Raw genomic sequence first — 14890 nt, forward strand, 5'->3', positions numbered from 1 at the left:
ATCTCTAGCTTAGCTTTGGTCTGATGGGAAGCTCAACAATAAATTCTGCTCCCTGTCCCGGCGCAGAAACGCACCTCAAGTTACCGCCGTGTTTGTCCACGACCACAGAATAGCCGATCGCCAAACCTATACCAGTACCTTTGCTGGCCGATTTTGTGGTAAAGAAAGGATCGAACAACCGCTGCTGCACTTCGTTGGGGATACCTGGGCCATTATCTGCGATGCCGATCGCGATGCGATCCTTGTCCACCAAGTAGGTGCGAATCCGAATCTCCGGATTTTGGATTTTTAATTTGAGATTTTGGATGGCATATTTCTCTCCCGCTCCTTTGCTCCTCAGATCTTCCAAGGCGTCGTTCGCGAAGCGTGACTCCAAAGAGTCGATCGCATTTGCCAGTATATTCATAAATACCTGATTCAACTGACCGGCATAACATTCTATTTTCGGTAGTCTGCCATATTGTTTAATGACTTGAATGCCGGGACGAGTCGAGCTAGCTTTGAGCCGATTGCTCAAAATTAGCAAGGTGCTTTCTATACCTTCGTGAATGTCTACCGACTTCATTTCGCTTTCATCGATGCGCGAGAAAATTCGTAACGCCTGCACGATCTCCCGAATGCGATCGGCCCCTACTTTCATCGAACGCAAAAGTTTCGGCAAATCATCCATCAAAAATTCCAGGTCAATTTCCTCAGTTATTTGATTGATTCGCTCTCCTGGTGACGGAAAATACTGGCGGTATAACTTTAGCAACTGAAGCAAATCTTTTGTATACTCATCTGCGTGAATTAAATTACCATAGATAAAGTTGATGGGATTGTTAATTTCATGGGCAACGCCGGCTACCATTTGTCCCAAGCTAGACATTTTTTCGCTCTGGACTAGCTGAGTTTGGGTGCGCTTTAGTTCTTGCATCGCTACTTCTAATTGAGAGGATTTTTCTCTTTCTCTCGCTTCCGACTTCAGCAAAGCCATATTTAATTTAGCTAATTCATCTGCTTGCCGCAAAATAATACTTATAATGGCATTTCTTAGTTCGTATGCTGCATCAATTTCGCATTTTTTCCAAGGTAAAGACTTTAATTTAACAATTTCTTTCCACATTTCAAACGATTTGCGAGGAGAAAGGCGCAAACTACCATCTGTCATTCTTTCTTGTATTTGCGCCGGTTGATGGGGATTGCCTGCCCAATTAACCGTTTGAATGACTTCTGGCCGAAACCATAAAACATAGTTGCTCCGCGTTTGCGAAATTGAAATTGCGATCGCACCGCTCGCCACATCTTTAAATTTTTCTGCCTCTGGATACAGTAGCGCCAAATTGTCCGAATAAAAAACATCCAATTTAAATGTATTATCTATCCATTCAATTAACTGCTTAATTTCGCTTATTGAAGGTGTTTTTCCTACGATAGTTAACTTATCATCTATACAGATTGCTGCTCCTTCAGCACTAACTAAATCTAATAAATTAGGATGGTACTTAACTAAGCCGTTAACAAAGTTTTCCTCCTTAGACATATATTCTATAAACTTGCTCGTAATAGATTTTAATTGCAGTTTATAATCATAATCTTCATTATTTTCTTTTGCTGAAAGTTCTACAGACATCACCTGTCCGAGGAATTGGCAAGCTGTTCGCACTTCATAAGAAACAAACTTAGGAGAATAATGATGGCAAGCCACAAGTCCCCAAAGTTTTCCGTCTTTAATTAAAGATATAGACATAGAAGCGCCAACACCCATATTTTGCAAGTATTCTATGTGCATTGGGGATGCGCTTCTTAAAACTGAAAAGCTTAAATCCAGCGCATTATTCATAACTGGATTGTAAGTAGGTATAATGTCAACTGGTTGATAATTGACATCTGCTATTAACCGCAGTAAATTTAAACAATACAGTTTTCTTGCTTGCTTGGGAATATCTGTGGCTGGGTAGTGTAAATTCAAAAAACTAGGTAAATTTTGTCGTTTATCTTCGGCAATTACACAGCCATGTCCCTCCGAATTAAATTTGTATACCATCACTCTGTCAAAGCCAGTAATTTTTCGCACTTCCAGGGCGATCGCTTGGCATAATTCCTGTAGTTTACACGTTTCTTGTAGCTTTGATGCAGCCGCTCTAACATGATGAAAAAAGCTAAAAAATGAAACATTTTCTTGAAGGCTTGCTGGCTCCAATTCCAGAATTAAAACGCCATCAATTCTATGAATTATTCCATCAAAAACACTCCGATCGATAGCGCTTTTAATTGTTAATTTAAGAGGATTTACACTTTTTAAATCTTGAGTTATTAAGGATTGCTTGAATTGTTCTATTTGAGAATTATCGAGCAATTCATTCAGATTCTTCCTAATCAATTTCTCTGCACTCAAGCCAAAAAATTCTAAAGTGTTGTTGCTCACTTGTAGAATTGTCAGATGTGGCTCTCTCAATACCAAAAGTACACCGTGAGGTTGAATGGAACCCGGAGTGTGAATAGGTTCCCTCTCACAATTAGTCAAAACAGCTTCTTCAGCCGTGATAATTTCCCTTCTACTCATCTAAAACCTCACGGGAGAACGGAAACCGCGACGTTTCAACTCGCGGATGAAGTTCGACGCGGCGAATTTATTCGCCGTCAAGCCTAAAAAGAGTAGCTGTAGCCATCTTTTCGGTGTACAATCCTTTGCTCAGACTTTACCCAGTGGCAATGTTGGCTGAGTGTTATATATTATGACAGCGATCGCTCAATTTGTGTTGATCAAAATTGCTCTATAAGCAATGCCCCTGGTTTGCTAGCCCAAGAGGTATTTTGAGCTATCTTATCAATAAATGGTAACTCATGATAAGACGTCCAAAAATACCAATTTTTTTCTAGATTCTTTGCTTTTATGTAATAAATTTTAATATCATAGCAACATCTCTTTATACACTATAGAATCATAAAATTAAGCACAACTGCCACTTTCGCCCTTAACTATAGCCGCACCAATTAAATGTGCCAGACGTAAAGCTTCCGGAACTTTTCCGCAGTCCGTCAGCCGTTGCAGCACCGCAGCAGTTATTTCCGGAGTTTCACCGCAAACTTGAAAGAAAAACGGCCCAAACTCGTGAATAGTACCGGCACGACGCAGTATTTTAAGACGTTTTTCTGGTTGTGGAAGGCGATGAATTGCTTCTTCGATCGCAATCATATCTGGCTGACGGCGCATAACTGCCACGCAGGGGAGTGCGAGCCTTTGGGAAAGTAACGGTAGGTCTATAACATTAAAGCCACCGAAAGCGATACCGTCTAGCAGTAGAATATGCAATTGTGGGAGAAATTTGCCACCGATAAGTAATTTACAAATTGTGTCGGTAGCGTTCCAGCCATCTTGTCGCACCCTTCCCCAGACCATACCCTCAAAGCGCGTATTTGCACAAATGATACCTGCGATCGCAACCTGACTTCCCCTTCGACGCACGAAAGGCGCGTCATCGAAACCGATGACGCGAATGGCACGATTGAGTCTGAGTAAAGATTCTAATTTCATCTAGTTTTTCATTATTAAACCCACCATAGCTGCTGACATTTCGATCGCCTATCCATCCCACAATTCTCCCAGCACCGCAAGTCTTTCCCGATACTCGATCCGACTCGTCCAATCTTTCGGCCATGCCTCCATGCCCAAATAAGCACCTGCAAAAGCGCCAGTCAAACACGCGATCGAATCCGAATCACCAGAAGTAACTGCCGCACGACGCAACGCCGCCACGGGTTCTTCTGGAAATAACAAAAAACACAACAAACCAGTAGCAAAAGCTTCCTCTGCTATCCATCCTTCACCCGTCGCTTCGCAGGGGTCGCGATCGCGATTTGGTTCTGCCAATGCTGCATCGAGGCGATCGAGTACCGACAGACATTCATCCCATCCGCGACTGATAAATTCTTCTGGCGTATTGATGTACGGACGTTGCCAAAGCGACCCCAACCAATCGCTGCGGTAAACTGTGCGTTGCGATAAAGCGTAGCTGCGAAGTCGCTGGGGTAATTGTTCCGGAGTTCCACCAGCCGCGAGGTCTGCGATCGCATAAGCAGTCAAATCCGAAGCTGCGAGGGCGGTAGGATGACCGTGAGTTAGCGCTGCTTGAAATTGCGCGATCGCACCCCGAAGCGAATTATCTCCCCCCAAAGGCAACAAACCCACAGGTGCAACCCGCATATTCGCACCGCAACCCTTCGAGTCAACAACAGTTGCCCTCACCCACGGCAAACCCTCCTCCAGCTTCCGACACGCATTCAAGCAAGTTCGACCGGGGGCGCGGTTATTGTCCGGACTGTGCAACCAAGCGACAAAAGCACGTCGCAGCAATGGTTCCAAACTGCTGGGAGTGTAAACCCCACCCGCCTCAACCAACGCCTCCCCCACACATAACGCCATCTGGGTATCGTCCGTAACGCGGGCGGGATTGCCTGTTGGTTGCTGGGGGCCATTGGGCGGGAAACGACGCAAAATCTCAAAAACATTCAAAAACTCAGTAAAAGCACCAAGCGCATCGCCCAAAGCTAAACCAAACAAGCATCCAGAAGCACAACCCTTTAACTGCATAATCCCCCATTTGATTTTAGATTTTAGATAAATCCCTTTCCTGAAGGAATCTGTCGAATGTTTCGCGATCGCACATCGAAGACATCGCACCCGGCTTAGTAGTAGAAATAGCCCCAGCCGCCGCACCCCAAACCACCGCCTCTCGCAGCGATCGACCTGACGCAATAGCGGCGACCAAACCACCGTTGAAAGCATCCCCAGCCGCCACAGTATCAACCGTTTGCACTGGAAAAGCCGGCACAAAAAATGTTGATTCTGCCGTCGCACAGCAAACTCCTTGTGCGCCCAATTTGACGATCGCAGTTCCCACACCTTTTTGAAGCAAGACAGATGCCGCATTAGCAGCAGTTTCAAAATTCTTTACCGGAAAACCAACTAATTGTGCCGCTTCAATTTCATTCGGCGTAATAATATCGACGAGTGGATAAAGGTGATCGGGTATATCTATTTGCGCCGGTGCGGGGTCGAGAATCACCTTTACATCGGCAGTTTTAGCGGCTTTTGCGGCTGAAATTACGGCTGTTAAAGGTATCTCGAACTGAAGCAGCAATGCGGCAGAGTTATCCAAACAATTAATCAAATTTTTTACATCAGTATCATTTACCTGCCCGTTAGCGCCAGGAACAACGATAATGTTATTTTGCCCTGAATCATCTACGGCAATAATAGCAACGCCAGAATGTGCTGTTTTATCTATTAATATATGCTCTGTTTGGACACCAAATGTCTGAAGATGGGTGAGGAGCGATCGACCAAAATCATCATCGCCAACGCGCCCGACTAACTGAGTAGGAATACCCAATCTTGCAGCTGCCACCGCCTGATTTGCACCTTTACCACCGGGCGCGGTAAAAAAGTCGCGACCCAGGATAGTTTCGCCTGGAATTGGCAAGCGAGGCGATCTGGCTACCAAATCTATGTTAATACTGCCGAAGACGATAACCTTTTTCACAATTTAATCTAACCACGTATCGACATCTTTGCGGCTGAAATTTTTGAAAGGCGTATATTCGTAAGTATAATTTCTGTAGTTTTCTTCTTGAGGCTTGTGAGGTGGCTGTTTGTAGTAATCTTTACTGTTTGATGGGGATGATGGGGATGGTTGCGATCGCGCCGACTCAGACTGCGGTGGTGATGCGATCGTCGCCGCAACAGGCGCAAATGACCGTAACTTTTCGTGCGCTTCGTTAATTAGTTGCAGTTTTTTGTGAGCTTTTTGTCGGAGTCTGGGATGATTGGGAAAACGGTCTGGATGCCACACCATCGCTAGGTCTTTGTATCCCTGACGAATTTCCTCCAGTGTAGCGCCCGGTTCTAGCTCAAGTATTCTATAGTATTGCTCCACATTACTCATCGACAACCCCCTCCGGTCACTGCCAACACAGTGAAGTATTTTCCAGTTTGAGGGTACTTGCGCTGAATGTGGCGCTCCCGAACACATCCTTTTAATAATAAAATCTAAAGATATTTTTCTTAAATCTACTTCATCTTTACTAATGCAAACACTTCATCTAACACCTCCTTACCAAATCCAAGCTCATCTTGAAAGCGGTTAAATTAGTTACAAAATTCCCTGCTAACCCCGCCTTTCGATCGCAAAACTCTCAATTCCTTGTGGTTGTTCGTACTCAACCGCCACGTCCGTAACCTCAGCAGATGGACTACCGCGATAACACCAACGAATCATCGCTTCCACATCTGCCTTAGTTCCTTCAAAAACAGCTTCCACGCGCCCATCCGGGACGTTGCGTACCCAACCGCCCACACCCACCCGTTGCGCCTGTTTTAAAGTTGAATAGCGATAACCGACACCCTGAACGATTCCGGAAACAAAAACGTGGGCGCGGACTTTATTCTGGTGGGGTGATTGTTCTGGCATTGAAGTATGTTATAAATTGCGATCGCATTGTAAGGCTTTGCGAGTACTGCGATCGTATTTTCCCTCTAATATGGGAGATAACAACCGCTGCACAGCCGAGGGTTTTATGCTACGCGATCTTACCATCCAAAACTATCGCTGCTTCAAAGACTTTCACATCGACGCTTTGGCGCGTGTCAATCTGATCGTCGGCTCAAATAACAGCGGGAAAACAAGTCTTCTCGAAGCTATATATCTATTAGTTAATCAAGGCAATCCTCAATCTATAGTTGAGATGCTTTCTAACCGTGACGAAATGGCTGAATGGTATGTTGCACAAACATCAAGCATAATCCAGCAACGCTTACCTGGATATCAAATTAATCATATCTTTAACGATCGTCAGCTTAAAGCAAAGGAGCAAATCCATATTCAATCCCAGCAAGAGAATCCGATATCTCTTCAAATCAACTTAACACCTTGGGATAAGGATCGGAGCGTGGCTTTTGAGTTTGTCCCTGCGTTCGCACTTTCATTGCAATACAAATCAGAAGATATCACGCAAGTAAAATTAGTCCCTGTCCGCGAGGACGGAGTTATTGAACGCAAATCCATTGAATCTGATTTTTTCAATGCTTCAACTCAAGTTTATTCTCCTCTGTTTCTCTCAACCAAGACCTTAAGTTTTTATCAAATGGCTATCTTGTGGGACAATATTACTCTTACCCCTGAAGAAGAAAAGGTAGTGGCGGCGCTGCAAATTCTTGAACCAGACGTAGAACGCATTAGTTTCGCCAGCCGTCCCACTTATAACAGCGGAATTCTACTTAAGATTCGCGGTCAGCGTCACCCTATTCCTTTGAGTAGCATGGGCGAGGGTATGCGCCGTCTTCTGACACTGGCAATGGCAGCAGTAACAGTTGAAAATGGTTTACTGCTAGTAGATGAAATTGAAACCGGCCTATATTACGAAGCCCAAACTGATATGTGGCGTTTGATTTTGCAAACAGCCCAGCGATTAAACTTGCAAGTTTTTGCTACCACCCATAGTTGGGATTGTATAGCTGCTTTTCAAGAAGCATTGGCTGAATTTGAAGATACTTCAATTGGGAAATTGTTTCGATTGAATATGCGGGATGAGAATATACGTCCCGTTGCTTACACCGCAGATGAATTGGCTATTGCAATTCCCCATAGTATTGAGGTACGCTGATGCCAATAGCACGAAAACCTCCGAAACCAAAACCTCAACAACTATTAGTTGAAGGTATTAACGATCGCCATGTTATCTGGGCTTTGTGCGAACAATATCAAGTACCAGAAACTTTTTCTGTGGAAGTGCCAATGATAGAGGAAGGAAAAGGAATTGAAATACTTTTGGAGGAATTACCTGTTAGGCTAAAAGCAGAAAATTTACGTACATTAGGAATTGTAGTTGATGCCGATCGCGATTTACTGGCACGCTGGCAATCGCTGCGATATAGACTCAGTAGCAGCGGTTATCAAGATATCCCCGAAACACCACCACCACAAGGTTGGGTTTACGCACCACCAGATTTACCGAAGGTGGGAGTTTGGTTAATGCCTAACAATCAACTCCCTGGAATGTTAGAAGATTTTGTTGCCCATCTTATCGCCCCAGATGATATTTTGCGTCCGAAAGCAGAGGGTATTTTGCAAGAAATCGAACAAGATGGTATCAACTACTATAGCTTAGTTCACCGTCCCAAAGCTTTAATTCATACTTGGTTAGCTTGGCAAGAAACGCCGGGTATGCCTATGGGACAGGCAATCACAGCGCGTGTGTTGCGTCACGAATCTGCCATTGCGATCGCATTTCTGGAATGGTTAAAGCATCTCTTCAATCCAGCACTACCAACGAGTTAAGCTAACTCACTACTCTTCTATTCAAAAGTTCGGCAACGTGTTCGTGAATCTTTTCGTTTCCCCAATAACTCGTGTGCGCTTTCAAGCCATCCCCTACATCTACTTGAATATCCTGAATACCCGGATATTCTCCGAATAAAGGACGGACTGGAAAAGCCAGCAAGTCATCTATATCGTAGAAAATTTTCCAGATAATTTCTTTACTATCGCGAGGAATGCCTATTTCATCCGCAGGCAAAGTTTCGCCATTAGCAAAAGTATCAACAACGCGCTGAGAACGCAGTAGCAAAACAGGAAGCTGAGAAGCCATTGTCACAACAGAACCCAACTCTAGGCGTTTTTTTTGGGCAGCAATTCGCCAAAATTGATAGCGTTCGACTGTTTTCTGTTTCTCATCTTCCAAAACTTTACTCGTGACGATTGTTGGTTCTTTTGCTTCTTCGGGATTGCTTCTAATGCGGTATCCCGTATTGGAAAATAAACCGTGCAAAAAGTCGTTAATAACAGTTGAACCCAAACTTGTGCCGATCGCGTGCAGACGTACTTTGATGTTTAATTCTTCACTCTCTATATCTTTCTCGATTGGCGATCGATATTTTTCTAATACTTTCAGGACTTGGCGATAAACAGCCAACTGCACTGCTATTTTGCCATCTTCGCCAACATAGTAAACCGCATCCCCAAATCCGCGCAAAAGTAATGTTTCTCGTAAAGGTTTAACCAAAAATCGCCACCAAGGTTGAAAAGTGATATCGCTCTGCAAATCTTGAAGTACGATGTTATTGGCGCTGGGTTTTTGACGCAGGCGATCGAAATTGAGTTGGTCTAGAATAAATTTTTCCGCCTTGTTGATTTTTTCGTCGGGTCTGGGTTCATCTGTTTCATCTAAATATTGTCCCCAATTAACTCTGACAATCTCGTCAATGCGCTCCTCCAGGTTATAGAATTTCTTCACAGGTTCCCACAGGATATCGTATTGCTTTTCTTCTGGCGTGGGATTATCGCTGAGCATTAAACCGTGAACAAAGAAGAGAACGTTAATGGTTTTCGTATTCGCGATCGCTACTTTTTGATAAACTACAGGTTCGCGCGATCGTCTGATGATAAACTCAGTTAATCCCTCCGGTTCTTCATACGCAACCGTAACATTTTTAACCACAGCATCTGGACTTCCCCGGTAACACCAGTTAATAATTGCTTCTACAAGTTCCTTGCTTCCCTCAAAAACAGCTTCCACTCGTCCGTCGGGAAGTTCTTCCACCCAACCGCCAATTCCCCACTGGTTCGCCTTATCCCAAGTGGCTAAGCGGAAGCCAACCCCTTTAACGTTTCCAGAAATAAAAACATGGGCTCGGACTTGTCCAGGTGGTGTTGTTTGGTTTTCCATTGTAGAGTCCGCATTGATAAATGACACGCCTGAATTAGATTTTAGTATTTAACCGTTCCCTATAAGGAGAAGTGCTAAATGAGTTTTGCATCTTTTATCGCTATGACTGCGATCGATAAGTTAGGATTGCGTGTCAGCAGAGCTTTTACCACCCTTCCCAGCATTGATAACTGGTTGCTCTGTGCCTTATTATTAGCGATATTGGCATTGATTTCATTGCCGATCGGTTTCAAATTCGGTTTTTTACAAATTGATATTTTCAAAGCATCGTGGCAAAAGATTGTCAATATTATAGCAGTTTCTCTGCTATTTCCTGCCATAAGTGAGGAGCTATTTTTTCGCGTTTTACTCCTACCTCATCCTACAGAAAATGCTTCTAAAATAACGTTACAGTTGTGGGTATTCGTCAGTTTGGCAGCATTTGTAGTTTATCATCCCCTCAACGCCATTAGCTTCTTTCCAGCGGGAGTCAAAACATTTTTTAATCCCATTTTCCTATCATTGGCAGCGCTGCTGGGCGGTGTCTGTACCGTTGCTTACCTGCAAAGCGGTTCCCTCTGGGTGACCGTGGTAATACACTGGCTAGTTGTAGTAGTCTGGTTGCTTTTGTTAGGCGGATATAGGAAACTACATGAGTAGTCGATCGCAATATGAGCTAACAACTTTCATGTCTAACTTACCGCCGCTAAATACCGAAACGATCTGGGCAATTATCAACGATACTATTGACGATGCAACAGTCAACCAACTCGTTTGGCATTGCTTGGGATATCGCTATGATGAATCTGCTGGCAAATGGGATGCTTCCGGCGTTGCACAGGAATGGCAAAATGAATATCCAGAACCGCCTGATTTTATAGAAAGCCGTCCCGCAACCGTCAAGCTGACTCGTTCCATTCCTCCTGAAAATAAACAACTGTTGAAAGAAAGCTTGGGTTTTAAGGGTTACAAAATCGGAGAATTCGGCCCTCGGCAGACTCGACGGGCTACGGCAGCAAATTGGCTGTTAAGCTATATGCGACAAACAAGTCTAAAGGAACCTGGTTCAGCCTAGAATTCGTCTGAAAATTTCAGAAATATCTACAGCTATGAGCCATGAAAACTACAAACCATTCTCGGTTTACCTCTGGCAATCTCAATAGTCTTTCCTTAAACGAAATTGTAGGTTGGGTTGAGCCCAAGCGAAACCCAACAAACCCAAGTTTAGCGTTGAATTTTGTCAAAGCAAACCAACCTACTTTGTTGTTATACAATCTTATCTGTCAGGTAGGGAAATTATTAACTGTTACCGCATTTAGTGCAACTTTGGCTTTGCTTCCCTGGCAGGTTTCCTCTTTAGCTCAAAATAGAACTAACTGTAATTTTTACGGGTGCTATCCCGTGGGAGGTGGTTGTAATCAATTCGGTTGTTGGAGAACGCCAACTGGCAGTTGCAATCCCTACGGATGTACTGAATACGGCACCTGCACGCCCTACGGTTGCCCTTCCTCTCCCACCACAGGTTATCCTCCGAACTCTACAGGATTTTGTCCGAATACTTATACAGGATCGGTTTTGGTAGAGTTTGTTGCGCGTGGTGATGATTGGGGTAATGTTTGGATTAATGGGCGAGAGGTGTTTCAACCGCGTACATTCGATCGCAGAAAAACAATATATCTGTGTCCCGGCGCTCACAGAATCATTATCACCGGCATTACTAAACTAGAAGTGTGGGCATCCGGCTATTTGGATATCGGTCGCACAAATGTGGTAAGAATTGCCTTTTCTAAATATGGAGGAGTGCAAGTATCGGGCGATCCCTATGCTTGGTTAGCAGATGATAGTAACGATCCATTTGATGTTTGGGAGCGCTAATATTAGGTGGAAAAAGGAGCCGCGCATACAGCCTAAAATTTAGCATTCGATCATTTTTGATATTCCGCATAAGCCGATTCAACCGTCGCCAGTATTAGCGGCACGTCCACCGGCTTAGGTAAGTAATAACGAATGCCCAAAGAAGAAGCTAATTCTTCCAAATCGCTGAATGCTGTCATCAACACAACCGTAATTTTGATTCCTGCCTGCTGGATATACTGGTATACTTCCGCTCCGGTTAACTCTGGCATTCGATTATCTAAAATCAATACCTGCGGGCATTCCTCCGTCAGTTTTTCTAAAGCTTCTTTACCATTACGTGCTTCGACAATTTGCCAACCTTCGCTTTCAAGTAGAAAAGCGAGCATAGTTCGACTATCATCATCATCGTCTGCAATTAGCACTTTTCTATTTAATGGATAGCCTTGATTCATGGATTGTAATTTCCTATTGGCAGCGTCATCGTAAATGGTATTGGGGCTGATTGTACACGCTCGGGTGCTGGCATTGGAATCAAACTGACTTGCCCCGATGAAGCATGAGCGATTTTATGTATTTCGATCCGTACTGCACCGCCTTTTCCTACCAGATCGAAAGCTTGTATAAACTCACGAAAAAGCCTGCGTGAAAGGCTTCTCGGATCTGCTTGTACTCTAACTTCCTCTGGAAAGCACATGAAAATTTCAATCTTACGTATTGTTGCTTCGGTGGAGAGCAGATCGACTAAATCCCGAACAGTATCGGTTAAGGATATCGGTTGGATTGCTCCTACCTCTAATGAAGCTAAATCGCGCCAAAGAGCAGCGCGGCGACGAAATAGTTGAATGGATTCTTCAGCTTGCCGGAGTAATTGTAGCGCATACTCGAAGCGGTTTCCCGCTACCAAACGAGATACTACCTCCAGTCGCAAGCGTCCGGCATGATGGGCTTGAACTATATCTTGGTGCAATTGTTCTAATGCTTGGCCATCGTCTGGTTGAGATGCCAGTACGCGACGAACATCTTCTTCTAAACGCTTTTGCAGCAATTCTGCTTCGATACCGTGGGAGGCACAAAGCAAGATTTCTTTGAGGCGCTGTCCCACTTCTGGTCGCCGCACAGAGATACTGAGGACTCCCATAACTTCTTTTTTGTCGTTACGCAGGGGAATTCCCTGGCAGGTGAAGGGATGAAATCCTTGGATGAAATGCTCTGAGGCGATAATTTCTGCATAACCATTTTCGGCTAAGGGTGTTCCCAGACCGTTGGCACCAGCTACTCCTTCTGATAGTAAAGATCCCGGCCCCGGAACTGCTTCGGGCCCATGCACGCTTTGCTCGTCGCCTACAACGTCGAGTACGATCGCATTTTGCTCGCTTAGCATAACGGCGTGGCGCTCCTGTCCGGCTGCCTGAGATAGTACCCTTAAATAGGGACGAGCGGCATCGATCAGAAAACTCTGTCTTTCTAGTAAGCGCTCTGTATCCAAAGTTGATAACTTATCTGCTTGCAAAGTGCGGGGATTAGCTCCCTCTAGGTGCGACCTTTCCCAGGCACGGTAAATTTCTTGGCGCAACATATCCGCAGAAATTGCACCTGTGGCTATGTATTTACGTCCGGCTTCTAAAGCATTCTTTAATAAATTCGATCTCATCAGTTGATTGGGTTTGGGGACGATCGCTTTATTCACAATTTGCGATGGCTCTATGCGCCAGTTAGACGATCGCTTGTGTGCATCTATGTTCAAATTTATATCAAAATTATATGGAATCAGAGTCATCAGGCCGATTGCGACAATTAAAAGATGAAGAATGAAAGTAGTTTCACTCATATCTATGGAAGCTATGAACATTTCGATTGCGTAAAGCAGCACAAGTGTCAAAATTAAAGAGTATTGAGATTCGATCGGGAGAATCAGTCATGGCAATTGAGCGAAAAATGTTTAGGGGAATGTTTGCCCCAGGCGAGGTGGTTCAGCTTAAGCAATACTGTTTTACACCAGGGCGGGTGTTTGCCCCAGGTAAGTATATAGTTGGGGAGCTGCCAGATGTCGCCTTTGAAATGGCTTTAGTCGAACAGCTGCCCCCAGTTAAGGGCAAGAATGCAGAAATAAAAAATACTGAGGCTCCTCCAGAACAGGAGTAATGACATTTTCAATGGCAACCGATCCTTACGCTTGGCTGGATAAATCCCTCACGACAATTCATCGGGCAGATTGGTATCGCTCTGTGCAAACTATCCAGGGTCTACCAGGAGCCATTGTACGGCTGGAAGGACAGCCTGTAATTAATTTTGCCAGTAACGATTATTTGGGATTGGCGGGAGATGAGCGTTCGATCGCAGCAGCAATTGCGGCGGCGAAGGAATTGGGGACAGGTAGTACGGGTTCGCGACTGCTAAGCGGACACCGAGAACTGCATCGGCAATTGGAGGAAGCGATCGCATCCCTCAAACAAACTGAAGACGCCTTGGTATTCAGTTCTGGGTATTTGGCCAATTTGGGAGCGATCGCCTCTGTGGTCGGAAAACGCGATTTAATTCTCTCTGACCGATACAATCACTCCAGCCTCAAAAATGGAGCCATCCTCAGCGGTGCAACCGTCATCGAATACGCCCACTGCAATATAGAAGATTTGGAAAATCTGCTACATCAACATCGGCAACAATACCGACGCTGCCTGATTATTACCGATAGCGTCTTCAGTATGGATGGCGACTTGTGTCCCTTACCCGCACTGTTAGATTTAGCGGCAAAATTCAGCTGCATGGTGCTAGTTGATGAAGCGCACGCCACTGGCGTTTTGGGTGCAAATGGAGCCGGCTGCGTGGAACATTTCCACTGTACCGGATTGCCTCTTATTCAAATAGGAACTCTCAGCAAAGCTTTAGCTAGTTTGGGTGGATATGTCGCCGGTTCTTCTGCTTTAATTGATTTTCTGCGTAACCGCGCTCCTAGCTGGATTTACACAACCGCTCTCACTCCTGCCGATACAGCTGCGGCATTGGTAGCAATTAATATAGTCAAACAAGAACCGCAACGTCGCACTCAATTGTGGCACAATGTTAATTATTTGAAACATCTTTTTGCCGAATATCTGCCCCATTTCAAACTACTGCCTTCTGAATCGCCGATTATTTGCTTTCAGGTAGATAATCCACACACAGCTTTAATGGTTGCCGATCGGCTGAAGGCATCTGGTATTTTTGCTCCCGCTATTCGTCCTCCCACCGTACCGACAAGCCGAATTCGCATCTCGGTGATGGCAAGTCACGAACCTGCCCATATTGATAAATTAGTGCAAACTTTGGCAGATATTGTATGAAAAATAAAAAGCTTATTGTTTTTGTTAGC

16 protein-coding genes are annotated in these 14890 nt (G+C 44.6%); 7 read left to right on the forward strand and 9 right to left on the reverse strand.

The window, feature by feature from the left end; genetic code table 11:
* Positions 1-4: 4 nt before the first annotated feature.
* The 6 genes from ACE1CD_RS03370 to ACE1CD_RS03395 form a co-directional block, all read right to left on the reverse strand.
* The gene (locus ACE1CD_RS03370) at positions 5-2545 is read right to left on the reverse strand and encodes an ATP-binding protein (RefSeq protein WP_374821620.1); all 2541 of its coding nucleotides are present in this window, start codon (positions 2543-2545) and stop codon (positions 5-7) included.
* A gap of 387 nt (positions 2546-2932) precedes the next feature.
* On the reverse strand, positions 2933-3517 hold the full coding sequence (locus tag ACE1CD_RS03375; protein ID WP_374790623.1) for a DUF99 family protein: 585 nt from the start codon (positions 3515-3517) through the stop codon (positions 2933-2935).
* Between the two features lie 48 nt (positions 3518-3565).
* Positions 3566-4573 (reverse strand): ADP-ribosylglycohydrolase family protein, encoded by a 1008-nt coding sequence (locus tag ACE1CD_RS03380; protein ID WP_374821623.1) that lies wholly within the window; start codon positions 4571-4573, stop codon positions 3566-3568.
* Between the two features lie 16 nt (positions 4574-4589).
* Positions 4590-5525, reverse strand: a complete 936-nt coding sequence (gene rbsK, locus ACE1CD_RS03385) for a ribokinase (protein ID WP_374821626.1) — start codon at positions 5523-5525, stop codon at positions 4590-4592.
* Between the two features lie 3 nt (positions 5526-5528).
* Complete coding sequence (locus ACE1CD_RS03390) at positions 5529-5927, reverse strand: J domain-containing protein (protein ID WP_374821629.1); 399 nt, start codon at positions 5925-5927, stop codon at positions 5529-5531.
* 222 nt (positions 5928-6149) lie between these two features.
* Complete coding sequence (locus ACE1CD_RS03395; RefSeq protein WP_374821631.1) at positions 6150-6452, reverse strand: acylphosphatase; 303 nt, start codon at positions 6450-6452, stop codon at positions 6150-6152.
* A 106-nt stretch (positions 6453-6558) separates the two neighbouring features.
* Here ACE1CD_RS03395 and ACE1CD_RS03400 point away from each other — a divergent pair, with 106 nt between their 5' ends.
* Positions 6559-7644: an ATP/GTP-binding protein gene (locus ACE1CD_RS03400; protein WP_374821634.1), complete on the forward strand. Its 1086-nt coding sequence runs from the start codon at positions 6559-6561 to the stop codon at positions 7642-7644.
* On the forward strand, positions 7644-8318 hold the full coding sequence (locus tag ACE1CD_RS03405) for a DUF3226 domain-containing protein (RefSeq protein ID WP_374821637.1): 675 nt from the start codon (positions 7644-7646) through the stop codon (positions 8316-8318). Before ACE1CD_RS03400 ends, ACE1CD_RS03405 begins: the two co-directional genes overlap by 1 nt.
* Position 8319: 1 nt before the next feature.
* Here ACE1CD_RS03405 and ACE1CD_RS03410 read toward each other — a convergent pair whose 3' ends face one another.
* On the reverse strand, positions 8320-9705 hold the full coding sequence (locus ACE1CD_RS03410; RefSeq protein ID WP_374821640.1) for an acylphosphatase: 1386 nt from the start codon (positions 9703-9705) through the stop codon (positions 8320-8322).
* A 78-nt stretch (positions 9706-9783) separates the two neighbouring features.
* Between ACE1CD_RS03410 and ACE1CD_RS03415 the strand changes: the two genes are divergently transcribed.
* The 3 genes from ACE1CD_RS03415 to ACE1CD_RS03425 are packed head-to-tail and all read left to right on the forward strand — an operon-like array spanning position 9784 to position 11559.
* A complete protein-coding gene (locus tag ACE1CD_RS03415; RefSeq protein ID WP_374821643.1) occupies positions 9784-10344 on the forward strand; it encodes a type II CAAX prenyl endopeptidase Rce1 family protein in 561 nt (186 codons plus the stop codon).
* Positions 10345-10372: 28 nt separating this feature from the next.
* Positions 10373-10759: a DUF1823 family protein gene (locus ACE1CD_RS03420; RefSeq protein ID WP_374821838.1), complete on the forward strand. Its 387-nt coding sequence runs from the start codon at positions 10373-10375 to the stop codon at positions 10757-10759.
* Between the two features lie 41 nt (positions 10760-10800).
* Positions 10801-11559: a hypothetical protein gene (locus ACE1CD_RS03425; protein ID WP_374821646.1), complete on the forward strand. Its 759-nt coding sequence runs from the start codon at positions 10801-10803 to the stop codon at positions 11557-11559.
* A 50-nt stretch (positions 11560-11609) separates the two neighbouring features.
* Here the strand turns inward: ACE1CD_RS03425 and ACE1CD_RS03430 are convergent, their stop codons facing one another.
* Together ACE1CD_RS03430 and ACE1CD_RS03435 are read right to left on the reverse strand one after the other, a co-directional pair.
* Positions 11610-11993, reverse strand: a complete 384-nt coding sequence (locus ACE1CD_RS03430) for a response regulator (protein ID WP_374790641.1) — start codon at positions 11991-11993, stop codon at positions 11610-11612.
* Complete coding sequence (locus tag ACE1CD_RS03435) at positions 11990-13318, reverse strand: sigma-54-dependent Fis family transcriptional regulator (protein ID WP_374821648.1); 1329 nt, start codon at positions 13316-13318, stop codon at positions 11990-11992. Before ACE1CD_RS03435 ends, ACE1CD_RS03430 begins: the two co-directional genes overlap by 4 nt.
* A 95-nt stretch (positions 13319-13413) precedes the next feature.
* On the opposite strand from ACE1CD_RS03435, the gene ACE1CD_RS03440 reads away from it, so the two are divergent.
* Entirely contained in the window at positions 13414-13683 is a 270-nt protein-coding gene (locus ACE1CD_RS03440; protein ID WP_374790644.1) for a hypothetical protein, read from the forward strand.
* An 11-nt stretch (positions 13684-13694) separates the two neighbouring features.
* A complete protein-coding gene (bioF, locus tag ACE1CD_RS03445) occupies positions 13695-14861 on the forward strand; it encodes an 8-amino-7-oxononanoate synthase (protein ID WP_374790646.1) in 1167 nt (388 codons plus the stop codon).
* Positions 14862-14890: the final 29 nt, after the last annotated feature.

The sequence above is a fragment of the Aerosakkonema sp. BLCC-F183 genome (genome assembly GCF_041929145.1).
Taxonomy (GTDB): domain Bacteria; phylum Cyanobacteriota; class Cyanobacteriia; order Cyanobacteriales; family Aerosakkonemataceae; genus Aerosakkonema.